This is a genomic window from Flagellimonas oceani, from assembly GCF_011068285.1.
Lineage (GTDB): Bacteria > Bacteroidota > Bacteroidia > Flavobacteriales > Flavobacteriaceae > Flagellimonas > Flagellimonas oceani.
In genome coordinates, this window is sequence record NZ_CP049616.1 from 3081528 (window position 1) to 3104543 (window position 23016).

Here is a 23016-nt window from a genome sequence, read left to right on the forward strand (position 1 = left end):
ACATTAGTAGATACATGAAAAAATATACCCGAAACGAGGTTTTTAAAACTATGGGCGATACCGGATTCGTCCCACTATACTATAATTCCGACTCCAAAATGGTGCAACAGGTGGTAAAAGCTTGTTATGATGGCGGTGCAAGATTATTTGAATTCACCCATCGTGGTGAGAATGCAGAGCGGGTATTTTCCCAATTGGTGGACTTCTGTAATAAGGAATGCCCGGACATGATCTTGGGAGTAGGTTCCGTTACCGATGCCGCTACGGCGTCCAATTTCATCAATATGGGAGCTTCATTTGTGGTTACCCCTGTATTGCGCGAGGACATTGCCATTATCTGTAATCGAAAAAAGATTTTCTGGTCTCCCGGGTGCGGTACCCTTACCGAAATTACAAGAGCGGAGGAACTGGGATGCGAAGTGGTAAAGCTATTCCCTGCGGAAGTCTATGGCCCACAGTTCATCAAAGCGGTTAAAGGGCCACAACCTTGGACCAATATTATGCCCACGGGTGGGGTGGACACCACCAAAGAAAATTTGACCGGTTGGTTCGATGCGGGTGCTACCTGTGTGGGTATGGGCTCCAAGCTCATAGACAAGCAAGCATTGATAACAGGGAATTTCAGCCTCATCACCCAAAAGGTGAAAGAAGTACTTGCCATCATACAAGAAATTAAAAAAGTATGAAATCGTGGTGGTTGCCCATAATTTTTGTCTTTTTTCTTTCGTGCCGATCGGAGAACAAGGATGTCAATTCCATTAAACTGGCGCACAGTCTAAGTGTAAACCATCCTGTACACGAGGCAATGGTGCATATGGCCGATTTGGTAGAAAAAAAATCAGAAGGCAAACTTAAAGTTGAAATTTACCCCAGTAGTCAGTTGGGTTCGGAAAAGCAATGCTTGGAATTGTTACAAATCGGAAGTTTGGGCATGACCAAAGTATCTGCTGCTGTAATGGAGAACTTTTCACCAGACCTAAAAGTTCTGGGTTACCCCTATATATTTCGCGATAATGCACATCGATTTAAAATATACGACAGCAGTATCGGTAAAAAACTGCTTTCGGGGTCAGAACAATTTTGGTTGAAAGGATTGACTTATTTTGATGCCGGAAACCGATCTTTTTATACCAAGGACACCCCCATCAATAAACCGGAAGATCTTCAGGGATTGAAAATCCGGGTGATGCAAAGCCCCACCGCCATTGAAATGGTCAAACAATTCGGTGGGTCCCCTACCCCAATTTCTTGGGCAGAGCTTTATACCTCGCTCCAACAAGGTGTTGTGGATGGTGCCGAGAACAATCTCCCCAGTTTTTACACATCCAAACATTATGAAGTCTGTAAATATTTTTCCTTGAACGAACACAGCTCCATACCGGATATTTTGGTCATCGGAACAATAACTTGGAACAAATTAAACCCACAAGAGAAAGAATGGTTGATGGAAGCAGTTCAGGAAGCTACGGTTTTACAAAGGAAACTTTGGAAAAAAGCCGAACGCGAAGCCTTGAGCGAAATAAAAAAAGCTGGGGTTCATGTATCATATCCGGACAAATCGCTTTTTGAAAAAAAAACGGAACCAATGCTGCAATCCTTAAAAGAAAAAGACGGCCATTTATATGAAATGGTGGAAGAAATTAAAAAAGTACAATAATGAAAAGACACATTGATACTTTTCTGGAATGGGTGCTTGCCATACTACTGGGGGCTATGGTCCTTGATGTTGTTTGGGGTGTGTTCACCAGATATTTATTGGAAAGCCAAAGCTCATGGACCGATGAACTTGCTCGATTTTTATTGGTTTGGCTCAGTATTTTGGGAGCCGCTTATGCTTCGGGGAAAAAGCTACATATTGCAATTGATCTATGGCCCCAAAACCTTGACCCTAAGAAAGAAAAGTACCTTAACCTCATTGTTATTAGTGTGGTATTGCTCTTTGCTGTGTCTATTTTTTTGATAGGAGGTCTGCGATACGTTTATATTTCCTTTGCGTTGGGCCAAACCTCACCGGCGCTGCAACTACCTATCGGCTTTGTAAACATGGTGTTGCCCATATCAGGTTTTTTCATCCTCTACTACAAACTCTCAGAACTCTTTGATCTACTAAAAAACATGAAGAATGGAAATTAGTATTCTTATCTTAAGTTTTCTCATATTGATTTCCCTTCGCGTGCCAGTTGCTTGGAGCCTAGGGGTTTCATCCATGCTGACCTTATTGGTCAGTGTTGACACATTTCCTGCGCTAACCACCATTGCACAACGATTGGTGACTGGGTTGGACAGTTTTTCCATCTTGGCAATTCCTTTTTTTATTTTGGCAGGCCACATTATGAACAAGGGGGGCATTGCAGAGCGTTTGATTGCCTTTGCAAAAAGTTTGGTAGGCGCCCTACCTGGAGGATTGGCCCATGTTAACATCGTGGCCGCCATGTTGTTCGGGGCTATTGCAGGATCGGCCGGTGCAGCTGCCGCCGCCATCGGAGGGTTCATGTCCGACAAAATGGAGGAGTCAGGTTACGATAAGGGATTTGGTGTTGCGGTAAATGTTACATCGGCCACTACAGGACTTATAATCCCTCCCAGTAATATATTTATTATTTATTCGGTGGCGAGTGGGGGCGTAAGTATCGGAGCACTGTTTTTGGCAGGGTATCTCCCGGGAATCATCACTGGACTTCTTTTAATGATCGTGGCATACATCTGGGCCAAACGAAAAGGATATCCGACAGCGGACCGTAGTTCTTTCAAGAACATATTGACCACTTTTTTAAATGCACTTCCCAGTTTGTTCCTTTTGATTGTTGTAATAGGAGGCATCGTGGCGGGAATATTCACAGCAACGGAAGCATCATCGGTTGCGGTTATTTATTGCCTTGTTTTGGCAATGGCCTATAAGGAAATATCCCTCAAGGATATTGGTCCTATTTTGGTGGAATCCGCATCCACCATTGCCATTGTAATGCTACTTATAGCAGTGTCCATTTCCATGTCCTGGGTGCTTTCTTACGAGAACATTCCCCAAACGGTGACCCAGTTATTGTTGGGATTGAGCGATAATAAGATAATGGTCATCATCCTGATCAACATTATCCTACTCGTTGTTGGTATTTTTATGGACATGACACCTGCGGTATTGATTTTCACTCCTATATTTTTGCCGGTGGTGACTGCCATAGGAATAGACCCGGTACATTTTGGAATCATAATGGTATTGAATCTGTGCATAGGTCTATGCACGCCCCCTGTAGGTTCTGTGCTCTTTATAGGGGTAGGGGTTGGCAAAACCACCATCCAAAAAGTGATTCGGCCATTGCTCCCTTTATTTTTGGCCATGATTCTGGCTCTTATATTGGTGAGTGTTTTTCCTGAATTGAGTCTGTGGCTTCCAAGTATCTTCGGATTTTAAGATTTTACCGTTCTCAATGAGGAACCGCGTGCAATAATTTCGGTTCCCAATACTGTAATTTCAGAAAGGTCGGCATCGTAACTCTGTGCCGAATGCTCAAGGATTCTTTTGGCAGAAATTGCCCCCATTTTACTTGCAGGATGTGATACCGTAGATAATGGTGGTTGCACGATTGATGAAATGGGGTCATCGTTAAAACCGATAACTGCCAATTGGTCGGGAACCTTTACCCCTAATTTTTTAGCGCACATTATGGCACTCACACCCGTAGTATCGTTGGCAGCGAAGATACCATCCGGTGGGTTGGCCATTTTCAACAATTTTTCGGTGGCTTTGGTACCTTCATCAAAACTTAAGGTCTTAAAATTAACTACCAGTTTATCCTCAATGGGAAGTCCATGTTCCCGAAGTGCATCCAAATACCCCTTTTTTCGTTCCAAGTATACATTACGGTGCTTGGCACCCGCAAAATGGGCAATTCTTTTACAGCCCTGCTCTATCAAATGCTTTGTGGCCGAATATCCTGCAGTATAGTTATCGATGACCACTTTGTAGGAATTGAAATTGCTGGGAACCCTATCCACAAAAACGATTGGAATACCATTTTCCATAAATTTTTCGAAATGCTCCATATCGATGGTCTCCATGGATAGTGAGACAATTAAACCGCTGATTCTACTATCATAAAGGGCATTGCTATTGTTGATTTCACTTTGGTATTTATCGTTCGACTGGCTTATCAACACATTGTAACCTGCCTTTCGGGCCGTTTTTTCAATTCCGCTGATGAGTGAAGAGACAAATGGCCTGTTTATCCTGGAAATCAGCACTCCTATGGTATTGCTCTTGTTATTCCTTAATCCGGCAGCCAAGTTATTCGGTCGATACCCCATTTCTTCGGCGGCTTCTTTAATCCGCTTTACTGTTTTTTTGCTGATACTCTTATGATTGTTCAGCGCTCTCGAAATGGTAGAGGGAGAATAGTTCAACTCTTTAGCAAGATCATATATGGTAACCTCTTTTTTAATCTTCATCGTTCAAATTGCAATTAGAGTATTCAAGTCGAGGAATGCCAATGGACTCGAACTATTGGCGACTAATTTAACTTTTAGTTTTCTTATACAATAATTTTTTAAAATCGATTTTTTTTAATCCCAGCTTTCAGGCACATTTATAGTAAGGTTAAGTACTCTACCCCCTTTATACAGGCTACTTCACAAAAAGAAAATCGAAATTTAATTTACGCAATCGATTCCGTTAACTATATTTGAAAAATATATATAAAAAATACGTAATTTTTGATCAATGTATTGGATAGGCTATGATATTGGTAGTTCTTCGATAAAAGTTGCCTTGGTGGAAGCCGGTTCTGGCAAAGTAAAGGACGTTGTGCAGGAACCTAAAAAAGAAATGCCAATCGATTCGATAAATATAGGCTGGGGCGAACAAAACCCCGATCTGTGGTGGAAATATGCCTGCTTGGCGACAAAGCAAATCATCGCAAAGAACTCCATTGATAAAAATACGATTAAAGGCATCGGTATATCTTACCAAATGCACGGATTGGTGGTGGTGGACAAGTCTCAAAATGTACTGAGGCCTTCCATTATTTGGTGTGATAGCAGGGCCGTGGACATTGGTGAAAATTTGTTCCAAAACTCAGGAAAATCCAAATGCGTAGACCACTTATTGAACTCTCCTGGCAATTTTACACTTTCCAAGCTAAAGTGGGTAAAGGATAATGAACCCGACACCTTTGCCAAAATAGATAAGTTTATGCTGCCCGGCGATTTCTTGGCCATGAAACTTACCGGTTCCAGTGTCACTACCCCATCGGGACTTTCAGAAGGAATCATGTGGGATTTCAAAGAAAACAAAGCGGCCTCATGGTTGCTGGAAGATGCCGGTATAGATCCAGCTTCAGTCCCCGAAATTTGCCCGTCCTTTTCAGAACAGGGAATTGTGAACAAACAAGGCGCTGCCGAATCGGGGCTGCCCGAGGGGATACCAGTAATGTACCGGGCAGGAGACCAGCCGAACAACGCATTGGCACTAAATGTCATGGAACCAGGCGAAATTGCCGCCACCGGGGGAACATCGGGTGTAGTGTATGCCATATCGGGACAGAAAAAAACGCAAGAACATACACGAATCAACAGTTTTGCCCACGTTAACCACTCAAAAGAAGACACAAGAATCGGCAAACTATTGTGCATCAACGGCACGGGAATCCAATACAGTTGGGTACGTTCCGAACTGAGCAAAGGCATCGGATATGATGTCATGAACCAACAAGCCGAGTCGGTTCCGATAGGGTCGGACGGGCTTCATATATTGCCTTTTGGAAACGGGTCGGAACGCATGTTGAACAACATCAACAAAGGATCTCGCATGTTGAACATCAATTTCAACGTTCACAAAGCATCCCACATATACAGGGCTGCATTGGAAGGAATTGCTTTTTCGTTTGTATATGGGATGGAAATTTTAAAAAATGATGGTGTCGACATCACATCCATAAAAGCAGGGAACGACAATCTTTTTAGGGCCGGTGTTTTCTCAAAAACAATAGCCACACTTTCCAATAGTAAAATTGATATTGTTGAAACCACAGGTGCTGTTGGAGCCGCGAGGGCCGCTGCCTATGCTTCCGGTGACTTCAATAATATTGGAGAAGCAACCGCCACCGATAAAGTTCAGCAGACATACGAACCAGATGCTTCTGCAGAAAAATACCAAGAAGCTTATCAAGCATGGAAAAAGAATCTAAACGAATACATACACAATTGAACTTTAAATATTATGATTACAACAGGAGATAAGGAATTTTTCAAGGGAATAGGTAAAATTTCATTTGAAGGGAAAAAATCGGACAATCCGTTGTCCTTCAAATATTACGACGAGAATAAAGTAGTTGCCGGTAAGACAATGAAAGAGCATTTTAAATTTGCAATTGCCTACTGGCATACCTTTACCGGAACTGGTGGCGATCCCTTCGGAGCACCTACTCAAGATTTTCCTTGGTTGACCAACACGGACCCTATACAACAGGCCAAGGACAAAATGGATGCGGCCTTTGAGTTCATCACAAAAATAGGAGCTCCCTACTTCTGCTTCCATGATTTTGATTTGATCGATGAAGGAAAAACATTGGCCGAATCCGAAAAAAGATTGGAAATCATTACGGACTATGCCAAGCAGAAAATGTCAGATTCCGGCGTAAAACTGCTATGGGGAACGGCAAACTGTTTCAGTAACCCAAGATACATGAACGGTGCTGCGACAAATCCAGATTTTGATGTGGTGGCCTACGCCGGTGCCCAAGTGAAAAATGCATTGGACGCCACTATAAAACTAGGTGGTGAAAACTATGTTTTCTGGGGAGGACGAGAAGGATATATGTCGCTGCTCAACACCGATATGGGCCGTGAACAGGACCATATGGCAAGATTCCTTCACATGGCCAAGGACTACGCCCGTGCACAAGGTTTCAAGGGAACCTTCTTTATTGAGCCAAAGCCCATGGAGCCCACTAAACATCAGTATGACTTTGATTCGGCTACTGTACTGGGCTTTTTGAACAAATATGGCCTCCAAGACGATTTCAAACTGAACATAGAGGTAAACCATGCAACATTGGCCCAACATACCTTTGAGCACGAACTTCAAATTGCAGCGGATAACAACATGCTGGGCAGTATCGATGCCAACAGGGGCGATTACCAAAATGGATGGGATACCGATCAGTTCCCTGTGGATGTTTATGAACTTACCCAAGCCATGTTGATTATTTTGGAAGCAAACGGTTTCCAAGGAGGTGGTGTAAATTTTGATGCCAAAATCAGAAGGAATTCGACCGATTTGGAAGATATCTTCCACGCTCACATCGGTGGTATGGATGCTTTTGCCAGAGCTTTGATGGCTGCAAGCGATATTCTCGAAAATTCAAAATACAGCCAAATGCGCAAAGAGCGCTATGCTTCCTTCGACTCCGGTTCCGGAAAGTCCTTTGAAGACGGCAAGCTCCGTTTGGAAGATCTTCACAAACATGCATCTGCAAACCAAGACATTAAAAAGCGTAGTGGTAAGCAGGAATTGTTTGAGAACATCATCAACCAATATATTTAATTACCGATTTTGATCAGGTAAACCACTAGTTATAATGGAATCAGTATTAGAAAAGCCGGATTGGATTGTACTTGGTATCTATTTTTTGGCCTTGATAGGTGTTGCCGTGTGGGTGGTATCCCAAAAAAATAAGAACACGGAAGACTATTTTTTGGCGGGTAGAAACGTGGGGTGGTTCGTCATAGGCGCCTCCATATTTGCATCTAATATTGGTTCTGAACATGTTGTGGGGCTTGCGGGTACCGGGTTTGAATCGGGCACCCCTATGGCTCATTATGAGCTGCACGCCTGGATTGTATTGCTCCTGGGCTGGTTGTTCCTTCCCTTCTATATTCGAAGCGGGGCATTTACAATGCCCGAATTTTTGGAAAAACGTTTCGATGGCAGATCTCGCTGGTTTTTGTCCATTTTTTCTTTGGTCGCCTATGTATTGACCAAGGTTTCGGTGACCATTTATGCCGGTGGAATCGTAGTTTCCGAACTGTTGGGGATTCCCTTTTGGTATGGAGCCATCGGAGTAGTGATATTTACAGGAATATATACAGTTATAGGTGGAATGAAGGCCGTAATCTATACCGAAACATTGCAAACGGTGATCCTGATACTGGGATCCTTGATCATTACGTATTTAGGATTGCAAGAAGTAGGTGGTTGGAACCAACTGCATGAAACGGTAACATCGGTAAGCCCTGACCACTTTAATATGTGGAGACCTATGAGCGACCCTGACTTTCCATGGACAGGTTTGCTGTTCGGTGGAACCATTGTGGGCATCTGGTACTGGTGTACGGACCAATATATTGTGCAACGAACCCTAGCAGCAAATAATATTAAAATTGGTAGAAGAGGCGCCATTTTTGGAGCCTATCTTAAATTGATGCCCATTTTGATTTTCTTGATTCCCGGTATCATAGCATTTGCGTTGACCATCCAAAATCCTGAAGTCTTTAGTGTGGACAGAGCCGATAGGGCTTTCCCTATGTTGGTGAAAACACTTCTTCCTGTAGGATTGAAAGGTTTGGTAGCAGGTGGTCTTATGGCAGCTTTGATGAGTTCATTGGCATCGGTATTTAACTCTTGTTCTACCATTTTCACCATTGATATCTACAAAAAGTTACGTCCAGACAAATCTGAACGAGAACTATTGACCATAGGGAAGATTGCCACCGGAATAATTGTAGTACTTGGCATTATTTGGATTCCTATTATGGACAAAATTGGCGGTGGGGTCATGTACCAGTATTTGCAAAATGTACAATCTTACATTGCACCACCCGTGACCACGGTATTCCTATTGGGGATCATATGGAAAAGAGTAAACTCCAAAGCGGCCATCACCACGTTATTTGCTGGACTAATACTATTGATTTTACGATTGGGGGCCGAGATTTATTATCAACCGCAGATTACAACCGGAACAGAGGTTTCTGGATTTATGTTCCAATTTGCAACGGTCAATTTTGCTCATATGGCCATTTTTATGTTCTTGTTTTCAGTGGCACTATGTATTGCGGTCACATTAGCAACCGCTCCACCGAACTATGCTACCATTAAAGGCTTGTCTTTTGGCACACTTTCTCCAGAAGACCGTGTAAATTCCAAGGACAGTTATAGCACCATCGATATAATACTTTCAGTTTTATTGGTAGTTATAGTGATTGCCATCCTATCCTACTTTACGGGGTAATTACATCATGGAAAGATTACATAAAAAAAGCCCCGAAGTTCGGGGCTTTTATTTGATGACATCCAACTTTTATTCATTCCCGTTTGCGAACACAATCGATTGTATCTCTGTAAAATAAAAAATTATCGGGCCACTCGTCCCGAAGCATCGCCTTCCATTAACTTTTCAACCTCCGCAATGGTCGCCAAATTCGCATCGCCATAAATGGTATGCTTCAAGCAGGAAGCTGCCACGGCAAAGTTCAATGCTCTTTGGTCATCCTCGTAAGTATTTAAACCATAAATGAGACCTCCCATAAAGCTATCTCCTCCCCCTACTCTATCCACAATATGTGTGATTTGATATGTTGGGGATTTGTACATTTTTTCTCCATCGTACATTACACCTGCCCATGTATTGTGCGAGGCGCTGATGGAACCTCGTAGGGTGGTGATTACTTTTTTTGCTCTTGGAAACTTTTCCATCATTTGTTCGCAAACGGATAGAAACGCTTCCGCAGTAACATCTTTTCCATCTTTATGCACATCCAAACCTTTTGGATGAATTCCAAAGTGTTTGTGGGCATCTTCCTCATTCCCTAAAATCACATCACAATAGGAAACCAAGGGGGTCATAATTGTCTCGGGTTCCACTCCGTAATTCCACAATTTTGCCCTGTAATTTAAATCGGTGGAAATGGTAAGTCCCATTTCACTTGCCACCTTTACAGCTTCCAAACATGTATCTGCCGCTCCTTGTGAAATGGCAGGTGTTATTCCCGTCCAATGAAACCAATGGGCATCCTTAAACACAGATTTCCAATCAATGCTACCTGGTTCAATCTCTGCCATTGCGGAATGTGCCCTATCATAGACCACCTTACTTCCACGACTTACCGCACCGGTTTCCAAAAAATAAATGCCCAATCTGTCGCCACCAAAAACAACGTGATTGGTTCCGACATTGCGTTTTCTCATTTCCAAGAGTGCACACTCCCCAATGTCGTTTTTGGGCAAACGGGTCACGAACTCCACCGGCAGGCCATAATTGGCCAAGGATACTGCAACGTTGGACTCACCTCCCCCATAGATTACATTAAACTCCGATGCCTGTGAAAACCGGAGGTTATCTTTGGGCGCCAATCGCAGCATAATCTCTCCAAATGTTACTACTTTCTTCATTTTAGCTGATTTGTTAAACATAGATTACAAGTCCAAGCAAACTACTATATTCTTGAGAAATATGATTGGATTTCCCGAAGATTTTTGGAACAATTTGAATACATTTTGAAATTTCAAAATAGTGTTCCTTTCCGTATAAATTTGAATTGAAAACTTTAAAATATGTGGACGTTCAAAAATTAGGTTTAAACAGGCTATTTACCCAGGAATTCTTTCTCTGCGGATTATCAGCTGTAGTACAGAGAAATACCATAATATCCATATTTCCTCACTCCAATACAGTCACGCTTTTGCTAAACAGACAATAACCCTATACCAAGACCATTCTGTGATTCTCTTCAAATATGGAAACATTGGACATCGTATACCGCCCCTCACTGGATAAAATTCGGCCCCCTCAAACTCAGCAAAAAAGATTGAATTTCAAATCACCACAAAAAAATATCAGATAGCTCAAATTTTTCGTTTTAGAGATTATTTGCATCTGGTCTTTCCTCTTGATATTATTTAGAAGAATTTCATTAACCGAATTTCAAACCAAACTAATTCAAACAAGGGCTAAAAACAAAAAAACCTTCGAAAAATCAAAGGTTTTTACTTGGTGGGCGCTGAGGGATTCGAACCTCTTTTGCCAACCCTTATGTTTATTGGGTTTTTCCTTGCTGATACTTTTTTTACTAACCGAATTACAGACCGTTTTTAGAAATTCGCCTTCGTATCTAACAAAATTAACCATAAAATATTAAACAAACATATCTGCCAAACCAAACACTAAAATGCGTCGGGCTGACTGAATCATCGACGAAATCTTATATCACATTGATAAATCATTGTTTTATCACTAGACTCTTGAGAAAATTCAGCCCCTAAAAAACATTGTATTCAATACCTAATCACTAAATTGTTTTAGACTCATTCAAGCTTTTACAAATCTTTCTTAAAAAGCTCTAAATCATCTAGACTGGATGAAAAAAAGTATTTTATAAGCTTGGGATTATCTATTTCAATTTCGGCTTTATATTTTTTTCCTAAAAATTTTGAGATACTATTTGAAGAGAGATTATTAGCTAGAATTTTAAATTCATAAGCCCCTGTTTTTGACGAAGAAATATTACCAATGTTTCCAAGAAATACTACATGTTTTAGGTCACTAACATAAATTTTCAACTGAACATGTTGCCCTTCTTTAATCGCATCAAATGGTGGTTCCGTATTTACTGTGAAATACAAATTGTAATCAGTAGGTTTTGTTAGTAGTATTTTAAAAAGTAGATCACCCTTATTGACATAATTTCCTTCTTTAAGATATGGATCTACAAGAAGACTACCCGATTGTGGTGAATTTAATTCAAACACCGTATTTTGTGAACCACTAATAAACCCTAATCGCTCTCCATCTTCAACTAATAAACCATTTTTGCCAGTCCATTTTATAAATGTGCCCGAAATCGGAGCATGAACCTCCTTTGCCACTGCATTTGGCACCAATTCAAAATTTCCTTCCAAAACTATAGGATAATGTATTACTGAAGATAATATCAATATTCCCAGTATTAAAAAAAGAATAATTGTATTACCCCAACGTATAAAAGCATTTGGAACCCTTCCCAAAATTTCTTGGACACTTTCGCTTCTTATATTAAACTTAGTTTCATGTACTTTTTCCATAGCCCATAATTCAGTTTCCCAATTCCAATTGATTTTTTACCAAGTGATAATAATCCCCCTTTAATTGAGTAAGAGAAGTATGATTTCCATATTCAGCTATTCTTCCTGAATCCAGCACTACAATATTATCCGCTTTCTTCACAGTACTCAACCTATGCGCGATAATAATACACGTCTTGCCTTTAAAGAAGGTTTGTAGATTATCCATTATTACACGTTCATTGTTGGCATCCAAAGCCGAAGTGGCTTCATCTAAAAATAGAAAATGTGGGTCCTTATAAACCGCTCTGGCAATTAACAAACGTTGTTTCTGACCTGTACTCAGCCCCTTGCCTTCTGGCCCTATCCTTGTATTTACACCCAATGGCAATTCATCTAGAAAAGATTGGATATTGGCAATTTTTATAGCTTTAGCTAATGACCTTTCATCAATCACATCTGAACCTACTGCAATATTTCTGGCAATAGTATCATTAAAGATATATCCTTCCTGCATAACTACACCACAACTGGATCTCCATGAACTTTGGGCGAAATCCGAGAGTTTATTTTTACCGATATAAATGCTGCCCTCATTAGGCTCATAGAACCTTAAAAGCATTTTCATCAAAGTTGTTTTTCCACTTCCGCTTATCCCCACAATTGCAGTTACTTGATTGGCCGGAATCATCAAATCAAGGTTCTTTATCACATTGGATAATCCGCCAGGATATTTGAATGTTACATTGCTTAAATTAAAACCTTGGTCAACTGGAACATTCACCAAGGTATTGGCATCTATGGTTTCCTCGTTATCCATATTATGGATTTCCGCAAGCCTTTCCAATGAAATTTTAGCATCTTGGATCTCCCTCAAAAAAGTAATCAGTTGCATTACGGGGGCATTCAATTGTCCCACAATGAAAGAAATCGCAACCATCATCCCTAGGGTAATATCATTTTGGATGACCAGTTTTGCAGACAATACCGTGATAAGAATATTCTTTAATTCATTAATGAAAGATGAACCTACACTTTGGGTCTGTTCTAATGTCAAGCTCTTCATCTCAACTTTGAACAATCGGGCTTGAACAAATTCCCAATTCCACCGCATCCTTCTTTCTGCATTGTGAAGCTTGATTTCTTGCATTCCGTTTATGAGCTCGATCACTTTGCTTTGTTCCTGGCTTATTTCAGAAAACCTTTTGTAGTCCAGCTCCCGTCTCTTTTTTAAAAAGAAAAGAACCCAAATAAAATAGAGTACACTCCCGATAAAGAAAATCGTAAATATCTGAATACTATAATAGGCTAAAATGATACCAAAAATCAAAAAATTTACCATTGAAAAGAGAACACTTAAAGAAGATACCGTAAGTATTTTTTCAACTCGCTGGTGGTCATTGATGCGTTGCAACAGGTCACCGGTCATTTTCGCATCAAAAAAAGAAATGGGGAGGTTCATCAATTTGACAAAAAAATCCGAGATCAACGATATGTTGATCCGGGTACTCAAATGAAGCATTATAAAACTTCGAATTACCTCTAAAGCTGTACGACCAAAAAACAGGAAAAGTTGGGCAATAAGGATTAGATAAATAAAGTTCAAATCTTCATTTTTAATCCCGACATCCACAATACTTTGAGTTAAAAAAGGAACGAACAATTGCAGTAGACTACTGGCTAAAAGCCCAATCGCCAATTGAACAACAAAGCGTTTATATTTAAAAAGGTATTTGAAAATGAAGTTAAAATCATAAGCATTCTTTTTTGGCTTCCCATCATCCCTGGAGTAAAACTTGGGTGTTGGTTCCAATAGTAGGGCAATCCCTTCTTCGGTAGTTACATCAGCATTGTTACCAATCCAAAATTTGATGAAATCTTTGGTGTTATACCTAAGTAATCCATGCCCGGGATCCGCCACATAAATCTTTTCTTTTTTGATTTTATAGAGTACTACATAATGCTCCTTGTTCCAGTGCAGAATACAAGGCAATGGAACCTCCAATAATTTATTAAAACTTAGTTGTACCCCTATACTGTGAAATCCCAACAATTCGGATGCCTTAGAAAGATTCAAAAGATCACTGCCTTCCCTATTGGTCTCCGAATAAGATCTTAAATCTTGAATATCGAAGGTTTTACCGTAGTATTTGCCTATCATTTTAAGACATGTGGGACCGCAATCTTTTAGGTCTACTTGCTTGTAAAAAGGAAAATTTGAGGTGAACATTAACTGTTTAATAATTAGTTAGCCAAAGGAAAATTCCTTTGGCTAATTGAATTCTAAGTTTGGTGAATTGATTAGACAACTATACATCCTTGTGCTGTACAAATACCTTTGTAGGTGAATCCATTACAATAGTAAAGACATTTTGATCCAATACCACTACATGAGCCATCACAAGCTGACGATGCTCCGCCTTGTACTCCTTTTTGCTGAGCTTTACCTAAAATCCTTACTCCTTTTAAATTTGCTAAATTTTTCATTTTAAAAATCATTTAGAATTAATAACACCCTGGACATTTAAGGACATCCAAGATTTATGTCCATCCTTCGCGAAAAGATATTTTGTTGGGCTTCTAATGCAATGCCCAAATAAATTCAGTGGAACGAAACATAATTGCCTTCAGTTGGCAATAAGGCATGTTCTACCAGATCGTCAATAAAAAACAAGAGATCTTGCCGTTGATATTCTTTAGGAAATTCCTTTCCATTAATAAGCAGAACTGGGGTGAAATGCAATTTGTTTTTATGGTTCCATTTTTGTTGCTCCTTTAACACCTGACCAAAAGTTTCCAATTGGACAGGGTGCCCCCATTTTGCCAACCATTTCTCCATATTGGTATTTTCGGCATAGGCCTCAGCCAAGGCATGCTTCAGAACATTTCCGTCATTTTCATGGTACAGTTCCAACAATCTGGCACATACCTTGGTGCCTGAATGTTCAAGATTTTCCGCATTGACATTAAATCGGATAGTTAGTTGAAAGCTATTCGGATATTGGTTAAGGAGATTTTCCATATCCGCATGGGTAGATTTACAATAAAAACATAACGGGCTTGTCAACAATAACAATTCAAGTGGAGCATTTTGGTCACCTAAAACAATTTCTTTGTCCCCATAATTTTTGATGGATGTCTCAATTGTTTTTGAAGCTAGCAACAAGGAATGGAACAGTTTAAAGTTGCGTTTGAACTTGAAATGGTCAATTTTTACTTTTTTCAACGATTCATTTTCAATTAACAACGATTGAAGTGGAATCAAAATCGATGTTGCCATGAGTAACCCCAAAACCAAGGTTGCCATTTCCCCCATTGAAAAACCATAAATCCCATTAATGACAATAGCTAAGTTTTGAGCCCACAAAACAGCGATAATACCCAAACAAAGGGGACACCATTGCTTTACAATTTTATATTGATAAAAAATCGAAAATAAGGTGATTGGCAATGAAAGTATGGTGACAAAAATCAATGCTCCACTTTCAAGTCCCAATAAGGAATTTAAAAACCACGTAATCGTGATTCCCGAAAAATAGATCAAGCTGATAACACTCAATTTGATGTTACCGAATAACTTTGCCCCTTTAGATTGCAAAACGGCGTCACAATTGGTAGCCTTGTTAACGGCGCAAATTCTATCCAATGCCCTGGACTGGAATCCCAATTCATGATAGGAAATGAGAATACTAATAAATAAACCCGCAACCCCCAGCAAATAATGGACGATTTCAAAGGTTGATTGATAAGAATACAAGAGGTAGACACTTAAAATTGATAGGACCAACAGCGACAATGTATAATTGGGCATCTTTCTTATAGATTGTTTTTTGGGTTCAATATGGCCCTCAGTTTCAATACCCAGTACAATGCCGTTCCAATGATCCAAAAATTCTTCATTGGATAGCTGTTCCTTTTTTCCATCCTCAAATAGCAATTTGAATCCCTCCCTATTTTTATCGACCAGCATGTATTGCCCATGTTTAGAGACCGCCATAAAACTTTTGGGTAGCTCGGGTAATATTCCGATTTCCAAGGGAAGCTCCAATGCTATGTTTTCCAACCCAAAATGATCAAGAACCCCGGTAATTGAATGCAGGCTTGGATAAGTGGGGTGGCTTAATAATTGAAATTCAAGTTCTTTCGGGTCAACTTTATAACCATTGTGCTTAATAAAGGTTAGAACCAGCACATAAACAGGGTTTTTCATAAAAAATATTTGATTATTAATCAGGGGAACCACATCAACCCTATCATCGGTTGATTGCCCTTTTAATTCTTTACACCTATTTAAATGACCACGTATAGAAGGTAAAGTCTATTAATAAAGATTTAAACCATTTAAAGACTAGTTTTTCTCAATCCACTTGCCTTCCTCAATTTGCCCCCATACAAAGAATCATTTATCACCCTTCCCAATAGAGTAGGATTTATACTATACCAATTAAAGAAGTATTTATTTTTTATGTAAGCTTTAATTGATGAACATGTGAATTCATCATCTAAAACAAGGAAATGGATGTACGAATTAATTTGAAATTATAAATGTTTATAGGGTACTGCAAAAACAATTTCGGCTCCGCTTTGATTTTTTTGGTTATTAATCTCAAATAAAGCAGGTTTCCCATTCTTTTTATTGTAAATCGCCAAACGCTCTTTTAATATGGAAAGAGACAAAGATGTATGCTCTCCAGGGATAGTTTGGGTGCCATCGAACCCTTGACCATTATCCTTTACTGTACAAAGGAGTGATTTTGTATCAATTTTAACAATTTCCACTATAATACTTCCGCGTTCAAAAGCACCTGAAATACCATGAATTATAGCGTTTTCCACAAGAGGTTGAATCAACATAGGTGGAATTAGGATTTCTTCTTGATCCAGCTTGGGATCAATTTTAATTTTGAAATCAAAATTTTGGGAAAAATTGGATTGAAGTTCCAAAAAACTTTGAAGCGCTTGAATTTCATCACCCAAAGCTACTAAATCGGTTCTTGAGTTTTCTAAGGTCAACCTTAATAGTTTAGCGAGTCTAAGAATATACAACTTGGCTTTTTCTTTATCGGTATCCATCAAAAGAACACCAGAATTTAATGCATTGGACAAAAAATGAGGGTTCATTTGTGATCGCAACAACCTTTGCTCCAATGTTATTTCTTTCATTTTCTGGCCTGTTGTCCTTTGCCGCATTATTAATCCTCCCAGCCCCAAAAACAAACACCCTAATGCAATTGAGCTCCATGTAATTGTACGCTGTTGTTCCAGTATTTTATTCGTTTGTTCTGATTCTTTTTTAAGTTGGTTAATTTCCTCCTCCCGTTTTTTGGTCTCAAAATCCAATTGTAATTTTTCCAACTCTTGCCGCATTTGTAATTTGTTAAAGTCAACTTCAAATTCAACTTGGTCCTTCAATGTTCTATTTGCATTATAAAGCCGACCCTCCTTTTCAAAGGCCATAATCAAGTTTTCATATGCCATCGATATCAAATCCCGCTCATTCCTATTCTTGACAGAATACTTCATTGTATCAATCATATTTTGCAAATGAACAATAGCAATCTCTGCTTTGTTTTCATGGATATCAATATAGCTTTGATATAAATTCTGATAGTTGTTCGTTTTATTATGGGACGAATTTTGGTCATAAACAAAATCCTTATATGCAGCGACCGACTTTCTGTAGTACCACAACGCCGAATCAATATTTGAAGCCCTAAACCATTCTGCCGCATTACCATAAACGGCAGATAAGTTATTTTTATATTTTGACCCAAGGCTTCTTTTAATAGCTTTATGATAATAATAAAGTGATGAATCCCGATATTTCAAATAGTTCTTGGAGTACAAAAGGCCAAGACGATTAAATGCGGAAATAGCAGCTTGATCAGATATTAGATAATTGGAATCCTTAATACATCGTTGATAGTAGAAAAGAGACAGTTCATTATTACCAAGAGACAGGTGATTGGCAGCCAGAGAACTCAGTATATAAGGTTTAATTTCCAATTTGAATTTGTCAGCAAGGTCAAAGGCCCTTAGAAGATAGGTTGTCGATTTTGAATATAGCTCTTCTAATCTTTCAATATAGCCCAATGAATAATAGGCATATGTCAAAGACATTTCCTCATTAGGGTGTTTGATTTTCATTTTATCAAAATATTCAATTGCTTTCTTAGAATAAAAAATAGCCGAATCGTGTTCTTTCGTTCTTAATTTATGATACCCTAAATAGGAATAATACTTTGTCCAACCTAAAAGATTATTGTTGGTTTCTAAGATATTTTTAAAGAGTTTGAGATTTTCATTATCTAAAGGTTGAAATTTAAAGGTGTCAATCTGAATTTGATTGTATTGGTCAAGCTGGGCTTGAACCAATGTTGTCCACATAATCATGATAATTGCTATTCTTTTCATCAGCAAATTATTAGGGCTTAAATTGTGTTCTGAAATAACCTTAGAATGATAAACAAGATAACAACTTTTATAATTGAAGATGATGAGGAAACAAGAAAATACATTAAAAAAATTGTAAGTGATTACCTTCCTCAATTCCAAATCATTGGTGAAAGCAGTACCGTTAAAGAGTCTATTTTAAAATTAAGTAAGTCGAAAGCAGACTTATTGTTAATGGATATTATGCTGAGGGATGGGGAATCATTTGAGATATTACAACACTTCCCTGAAAATACATTCGATGTACTTTTTATTACAGGGCATAGTCAATTTATAACACGTGCTTTTGAATACTTTGCTTTTAACTATTTACTAAAACCATTCAAAGAATTGGAATTAGTCGACATTTTGGGCCATTTTTTAAACAAACGTCAAAAAATATGGAATATGCAACGACTAACAATCATGAATGAGTTCTTGAATAAAAATGGCTCAAGATTCTTAATACACACTGGGAATGAGTATGTAGCAGTCGACCTAATAGATATCACCCATTGTAAATCGGAAGGTAATTACACCAGGTTTAACCTGCAAAACGGTCAAAATATGTTGGCTTCCAACCCTTTAAAATATTATGAACAAGTCTTAAGTTATAAAGGCTTTTTTAGAATTACCCGTTTTGACCTTATCAATAGTGTTCATATAGCTTCTATTTATAAGAAAGAAGCCATTATTCTTAACAATGGTTTAAAAATTAGATTAAGTCAGAATAATAGAGAAATATTGGAAATATTGTTGAGAAGTTTAAATCAATGAATCAAACTCTCATGCACAAATCCTAATTATATACCTAACTAAAAATTTATGAAATGCTTCTGCAGCCTGGCACTATTTCAATAAAGGAACAGGGTGGACAAATGACGTATGAAGTTTAAAAAGTTTAACCCAGTATAGATACTCTAATGTTTAGAATAGGTTTTTCACATAACTAAAATATTTATCAAGGTTTTAAGTGGTCTAGAAGTGGGTGTAAAATGTTATTGAACTGAAATCGTCCCAAATACTTACCCTAACTTTTGCGTATGGATCCTATCGGGTTTTTGTAGTGTTCCGGTAGATAAGCGTGAAGCAAAAACCCGAAAGGGCGCAACCTACTTTTTGGAATAGCTCCGAAAACGTATGGCCGCTTCTTTCTTTACAGTGATGTTGGAATAACCACCGGCTCCTTTCCTTGTTTTACCATTTGTAGATTGCTTTTCCATAGGGCGATTTTATTTTTTAGTGAAATTGCGTCAACTTTTTCGTCAAAAATTTCCTGTGTTTACAGGGCTTCCCAAAGGGTTTACTGTAGATATCGGAAAAGTCTACTGTAGCCCAGGATTTTGAACAGTATTTCAAAATATTATCAATTCACTGGTTTTCAACTTGTTGAAGACCCGAAAACAACCGTGATGGCGCAAATTGCGCATCACCCTCTTGCTATTCCCTTCGTCCCGCAAGCGGGACCGAATAAATACAGCATGATTGAAAATCAGCTGCCCTATAAATGTTCTTTGGTTTGTACGGACTTTAGGAAAGTCAAATCAAATAATCAATGCCGTACTGAAGTGTTCAAAAACACTTTTTAAATACACCAATTTTATCCATTTCTTAATTATTCAATATCATGAGTAATTTTTCTAAAATGAGATTGGTTCGCTATGGCAAAAAGTCTTTACACATAAATTCAGGCTAATTATAAATCATGTTCATTAAGCCAAATCAATTTTATCAAACATTTTGATTTAATGTAACAAAAGCCTTTCCCTATACTCTTTATTCCTAAATGGCATATGCGTAAATATTGTTACCTACTTGTCCTCTTCGTTGTTATTGGCTGTAAAAATGACAAACCTGAACTGAGCATTATCTCTTCAGATATAAATAACTTCTGGAATGCATATGATAAAATAATGTCGACAGAAGATACCATACAACAGGGCACTTATTTACAAGAGCTGTTCATAAAAAAGAGTTCAATAGGACAAAAAGCAATGATTGATGCCCGAGGATATTCAAATGACGAATATTTGGATGCAATCAGAAACTACCCGGAGTTTTGGTCATCGATTAGGGAAAACACAAATAAAGTTAATAATTACAGTAAGGAACTTGAAGAAGGGATTGAGGATTTAAGAGCTGTATACCCGGATCTAAAAGATTCCAAGATATACTTTACAATTGGTGCCCTGAGAAGTGGTGGCACAACCATGGATAGCCTGGTCTTGATAGGTTCTGAAATTGCATTGGCCGATAAAACTACCCCAAGTTTTGAACTGCCTGAGCAGCTCTCCCATTTGGTCCCTTATTTTGAGAACAATCCCAAAGAGAATATTATTTTCTTGAACATACACGAATATGTCCATACCCAGCAAAAAACCACCATCGGAAAAACACTACTTGCCCAGACACTTATAGAAGGGGTTGCCGAATTCGCTGGCACAAGAGCATTGGAAACAGATTCCCCAAATCCTCAAATAAAATTTGGAAAAGAACACAACGAAAGAATCAAGACCGAATTCTCCAAAGAAATGTTTTCTCCTTATTTGCAGAATTGGATATGGAACAGTCCAAACAATAAGTTTGGCATGCGTGATCTCGCCTATTATGTTGGCTACGCCATATGTGAAAAATATTACCATCAGGAACCAAACAAAGAACTGGCCATAAAAAAAATGATGGAATTGGATTTTGATAATGAAATGGAGTTGATTGAATTTGTCAACTACTCAAAGTATTTTGGACAACCTTTAGAAAATTATAAGAAAAGATTCGAAGAAAGCCGCCCCAAAGTGACCAAAGTAGAACCTTTTAATGAAAGACAGGAAGATATAAATCCGGACGTTGAAAGCCTCACCATCCATTTTTCAGATGCTATGGATACAAGATTCCGCAATTTTGAAATTGGGCCACTAGGAAAAGAACACCTGATTAGGTTCAAAGAATTTCACGGATTTTCTGAGGACAAAACGGCACTTCATTTCAATATTGAACCTTTGGAGGCAGCTAAAACCTATCAGATCATTGTAGGCTCAGGGTTTAGGAATAGCCAAGGTATACCCCTCAAACCATATCTAATTGAGTTTACCACTATCAAACCATCTACATCTGATTCAAATTAATTTTCAATTACCTTCTTATTATCATCAGTTGATTCCGATAACTTAGTATCCAGGATGGATTCCAATCCACTCATATCTTCACTGATTTTGTTATCCAATACTCTTGCATAAATTTGGGTCGTGGCCAACTCTGAATGTCCCAATATCTTAGAAACAGTCTCTATGGGAATCCCATTACTTAATGTAATGGTTGTGGCGAACGTGTGTCTCGCCATATGAAAGGTTATATGTTTATTGATTTGGCATGAATCGGCGATCTCCTTCAGATAGCTATTTAATTTTTGATTGGAAATCTTAGGAAATAATTTATCTGTACGTCTTTTTGGATGATAGTGATATCTCTTGACAATCGACAATGCTGGTCCCATTAAAGGCAGCCTAAAACTGTTCTTGGTCTTTTGTCTTTTTGTACTTATCCAATGCTTTCCATCGATACCCAATACGAGATTGTCCTCATTTAAGTTCATTATATCACAATAGGCAATGCCCGTGTAGCAACTAAAAACAAATAAGTCTTTTACAATTCGTAACCGTTCAATCTTGGTTTGGAAATCCTGAATTTTTCGTAATTCTTCCAAGGTCAAAAAATCCCTTTCCTTTCTTTCCATCCTAATCTTAAATTTTTGAAAGGGGTATTTTTCTATCCATTCATTGTTCACAGCCATTCTGACCATCTTTCTCAAACGCTGGATATGTTTCATCGCCCCGTTGTTAGAAAGTCTACCGTGATGGTGGATAGGGTGTAGTTTTCGCAAGTAGGTCTCGAAACCCACAACAAACTGATGGTTGAGCTGTGACAATCTGTAATCATCACATTTATAGTGCTTCTTTAGATAGCCCAATAAATACTTCTGGGTGGTTTTATAATGGCTCAGGGTCGCTTTACCCAGATTATGTGCGCCATGGAGGTTATGGTATTCAAATAGGGACGTTAATGTCATTTGGTTCTCATCCTCCCCGAAATACTTCGCCTTGACCATTTGAGGTGTAATGTAGGTCGTTTTGGATCGTAATTCACGATAACATTGGAAAAGCTCGGTTTCAACCTCCATTAAATAGGCGTTGATTTCCTGCACCTCCGTTGTGCGCCCCAGAACCCTCGATCCCTTTCGGTCCCAACTTTCTGCAGGAATGGTGTATTTGAGGCTCATGTTAACTCGTTGTGAATCAACGGTGATACGGGCATAAATCTTAGCGGTTCCGTCATTCCGCCGGGCAGTGCTTATCCAAAAACTGATTGAAAATGTAGACCGAGTTCTCATAGGTTTTGTGTTAAATTGAACGAAAATCACCTACGAAAGTCAAACACTAAGTTGCTGTAATATAGTAATTTACAGGCTTATTCGGTTAACACTTTTCAGAAAAAATTTTACTAACCGAATTGCAAACCAAAACATATCAAATCAAACCAATTTAAATAAAGGCCTAAAA

The 23016-nt window shown here is 38.7% G+C and carries 17 protein-coding genes; 9 read left to right on the top strand and 8 right to left on the bottom strand.

Annotated features, from left to right (window positions below; genetic code table 11):
• The first annotated feature begins 14 nt into the window (after nt 1-14).
• From GVT53_RS14085 to GVT53_RS14100, 4 genes are read left to right on the top strand one after another with little or no spacing between them, the layout of a single operon-like run.
• Nucleotides 15-686 carry a bifunctional 4-hydroxy-2-oxoglutarate aldolase/2-dehydro-3-deoxy-phosphogluconate aldolase gene (locus GVT53_RS14085; protein ID WP_166249147.1) on the top strand — a complete coding sequence of 224 codons (672 nt, stop codon included), beginning with the start codon at nt 15-17 and terminating at the stop codon, nt 684-686.
• The gene (locus tag GVT53_RS14090) at nt 683-1657 is read left to right on the top strand and encodes a TRAP transporter substrate-binding protein (protein WP_166249148.1); all 975 of its coding nucleotides are present in this window, start codon (nt 683-685) and stop codon (nt 1655-1657) included. Before GVT53_RS14085 ends, GVT53_RS14090 begins: the two co-directional genes overlap by 4 nt.
• Entirely contained in the window at nt 1657-2133 is a 477-nt protein-coding gene (locus tag GVT53_RS14095; protein WP_166249149.1) for a TRAP transporter small permease, read from the top strand. The genes GVT53_RS14090 and GVT53_RS14095 overlap by 1 nt, the downstream gene beginning before the upstream one ends.
• Entirely contained in the window at nt 2123-3409 is a 1287-nt protein-coding gene (locus GVT53_RS14100) for a TRAP transporter large permease (protein WP_166249150.1), read from the top strand. The genes GVT53_RS14095 and GVT53_RS14100 overlap by 11 nt, the downstream gene beginning before the upstream one ends.
• Here the strand turns inward: GVT53_RS14100 and GVT53_RS14105 are convergent.
• Nucleotides 3406-4443 carry a LacI family DNA-binding transcriptional regulator gene (locus GVT53_RS14105; RefSeq protein WP_166249151.1) on the bottom strand — a complete coding sequence of 346 codons (1038 nt, stop codon included), beginning with the start codon at nt 4441-4443 and terminating at the stop codon, nt 3406-3408. The two genes, GVT53_RS14100 and GVT53_RS14105, sit on opposite strands and share 4 nt — an antisense overlap.
• 271 nt (nt 4444-4714) lie before the next feature.
• On the opposite strand from GVT53_RS14105, the gene GVT53_RS14110 reads away from it, so the two are divergent.
• From GVT53_RS14110 to GVT53_RS14120, 3 genes are read left to right on the top strand one after another with little or no spacing between them, the layout of a single operon-like run.
• Nucleotides 4715-6199, top strand: coding sequence for a xylulokinase (locus GVT53_RS14110; RefSeq protein WP_166249152.1), 1485 nt, complete (start codon nt 4715-4717; stop codon nt 6197-6199).
• A gap of 12 nt (nt 6200-6211) precedes the next feature.
• Nucleotides 6212-7537 (top strand): xylose isomerase, encoded by a 1326-nt coding sequence (gene xylA / locus GVT53_RS14115; protein ID WP_166249153.1) that lies wholly within the window; start codon nt 6212-6214, stop codon nt 7535-7537.
• A gap of 34 nt (nt 7538-7571) precedes the next feature.
• A complete protein-coding gene (locus GVT53_RS14120) occupies nt 7572-9224 on the top strand; it encodes a sodium:solute symporter (RefSeq protein ID WP_166249154.1) in 1653 nt (550 codons plus the stop codon).
• 122 nt (nt 9225-9346) lie between these two features.
• On the opposite strand, the gene GVT53_RS14125 is transcribed toward GVT53_RS14120, so the two are convergent.
• The 6 genes from GVT53_RS14125 to GVT53_RS14150 form a co-directional block, all read right to left on the bottom strand.
• Nucleotides 9347-10384, bottom strand: a complete 1038-nt coding sequence (locus GVT53_RS14125) for a sugar kinase (protein WP_166249155.1) — start codon at nt 10382-10384, stop codon at nt 9347-9349.
• 924 nt (nt 10385-11308) lie between these two features.
• Nucleotides 11309-12052, bottom strand: coding sequence for a biotin/lipoyl attachment domain-containing protein (locus GVT53_RS14130; RefSeq protein ID WP_166249156.1), 744 nt, complete (start codon nt 12050-12052; stop codon nt 11309-11311).
• 10 nt (nt 12053-12062) lie between these two features.
• Nucleotides 12063-14261 carry a peptidase domain-containing ABC transporter gene (locus GVT53_RS14135; RefSeq protein WP_166249157.1) on the bottom strand — a complete coding sequence of 733 codons (2199 nt, stop codon included), beginning with the start codon at nt 14259-14261 and terminating at the stop codon, nt 12063-12065.
• A gap of 71 nt (nt 14262-14332) precedes the next feature.
• Nucleotides 14333-14518: a hypothetical protein gene (locus GVT53_RS14140; RefSeq protein WP_166249158.1), complete on the bottom strand. Its 186-nt coding sequence runs from the start codon at nt 14516-14518 to the stop codon at nt 14333-14335.
• Between the two features lie 115 nt (nt 14519-14633).
• On the bottom strand, nt 14634-16241 hold the full coding sequence (locus GVT53_RS14145; protein ID WP_166249159.1) for a vitamin K epoxide reductase family protein: 1608 nt from the start codon (nt 16239-16241) through the stop codon (nt 14634-14636).
• Nucleotides 16242-16570: 329 nt separating this feature from the next.
• Nucleotides 16571-18445: a histidine kinase gene (locus tag GVT53_RS14150; RefSeq protein WP_166249160.1), complete on the bottom strand. Its 1875-nt coding sequence runs from the start codon at nt 18443-18445 to the stop codon at nt 16571-16573.
• Nucleotides 18446-18490: 45 nt separating this feature from the next.
• Here GVT53_RS14150 and GVT53_RS14155 point away from each other — a divergent pair, with 45 nt between their 5' ends.
• Both GVT53_RS14155 and GVT53_RS14160 read left to right on the top strand, forming a co-directional pair.
• A complete protein-coding gene (locus GVT53_RS14155) occupies nt 18491-19240 on the top strand; it encodes a LytR/AlgR family response regulator transcription factor (RefSeq protein WP_166249161.1) in 750 nt (249 codons plus the stop codon).
• Between the two features lie 1136 nt (nt 19241-20376).
• Entirely contained in the window at nt 20377-21585 is a 1209-nt protein-coding gene (locus GVT53_RS14160) for a gliding motility protein GldB-related protein (RefSeq protein WP_166249162.1), read from the top strand.
• On the opposite strand, the gene GVT53_RS14165 is transcribed toward GVT53_RS14160, so the two are convergent.
• The gene (locus tag GVT53_RS14165; RefSeq protein ID WP_240905027.1) at nt 21582-22736 is read right to left on the bottom strand and encodes a site-specific integrase; all 1155 of its coding nucleotides are present in this window, start codon (nt 22734-22736) and stop codon (nt 21582-21584) included. The genes GVT53_RS14160 and GVT53_RS14165 overlap by 4 nt on opposite strands.
• Nucleotides 22737-23016 lie beyond the last annotated feature (280 nt).

Coding starts and splice junctions, on each gene's coding strand:
- GVT53_RS14085 (WP_166249147.1), top strand. CDS start 15: ATGAAAAAATATACCCGAAACGAGGTTTTTAAAACTATGGGCGATACC.
- GVT53_RS14090 (WP_166249148.1), top strand. CDS start 683: ATGAAATCGTGGTGGTTGCCCATAATTTTTGTCTTTTTTCTTTCGTGC.
- GVT53_RS14095 (WP_166249149.1), top strand. CDS start 1,657: ATGAAAAGACACATTGATACTTTTCTGGAATGGGTGCTTGCCATACTA.
- GVT53_RS14100 (WP_166249150.1), top strand. CDS start 2,123: ATGGAAATTAGTATTCTTATCTTAAGTTTTCTCATATTGATTTCCCTT.
- GVT53_RS14105 (WP_166249151.1), bottom strand. CDS start 4,443: ATGAAGATTAAAAAAGAGGTTACCATATATGATCTTGCTAAAGAGTTG.
- GVT53_RS14110 (WP_166249152.1), top strand. CDS start 4,715: ATGTATTGGATAGGCTATGATATTGGTAGTTCTTCGATAAAAGTTGCC.
- xylA (WP_166249153.1), top strand. CDS start 6,212: ATGATTACAACAGGAGATAAGGAATTTTTCAAGGGAATAGGTAAAATT.
- GVT53_RS14120 (WP_166249154.1), top strand. CDS start 7,572: ATGGAATCAGTATTAGAAAAGCCGGATTGGATTGTACTTGGTATCTAT.
- GVT53_RS14125 (WP_166249155.1), bottom strand. CDS start 10,384: ATGAAGAAAGTAGTAACATTTGGAGAGATTATGCTGCGATTGGCGCCC.
- GVT53_RS14130 (WP_166249156.1), bottom strand. CDS start 12,052: ATGGAAAAAGTACATGAAACTAAGTTTAATATAAGAAGCGAAAGTGTC.
- GVT53_RS14135 (WP_166249157.1), bottom strand. CDS start 14,261: ATGTTCACCTCAAATTTTCCTTTTTACAAGCAAGTAGACCTAAAAGAT.
- GVT53_RS14140 (WP_166249158.1), bottom strand. CDS start 14,518: ATGAAAAATTTAGCAAATTTAAAAGGAGTAAGGATTTTAGGTAAAGCT.
- GVT53_RS14145 (WP_166249159.1), bottom strand. CDS start 16,241: ATGAAAAACCCTGTTTATGTGCTGGTTCTAACCTTTATTAAGCACAAT.
- GVT53_RS14150 (WP_166249160.1), bottom strand. CDS start 18,445: ATGAAAAGAATAGCAATTATCATGATTATGTGGACAACATTGGTTCAA.
- GVT53_RS14155 (WP_166249161.1), top strand. CDS start 18,491: ATGATAAACAAGATAACAACTTTTATAATTGAAGATGATGAGGAAACA.
- GVT53_RS14160 (WP_166249162.1), top strand. CDS start 20,377: ATGTCGACAGAAGATACCATACAACAGGGCACTTATTTACAAGAGCTG.
- GVT53_RS14165 (WP_240905027.1), bottom strand. CDS start 22,736: ATGAGCCTCAAATACACCATTCCTGCAGAAAGTTGGGACCGAAAGGGA.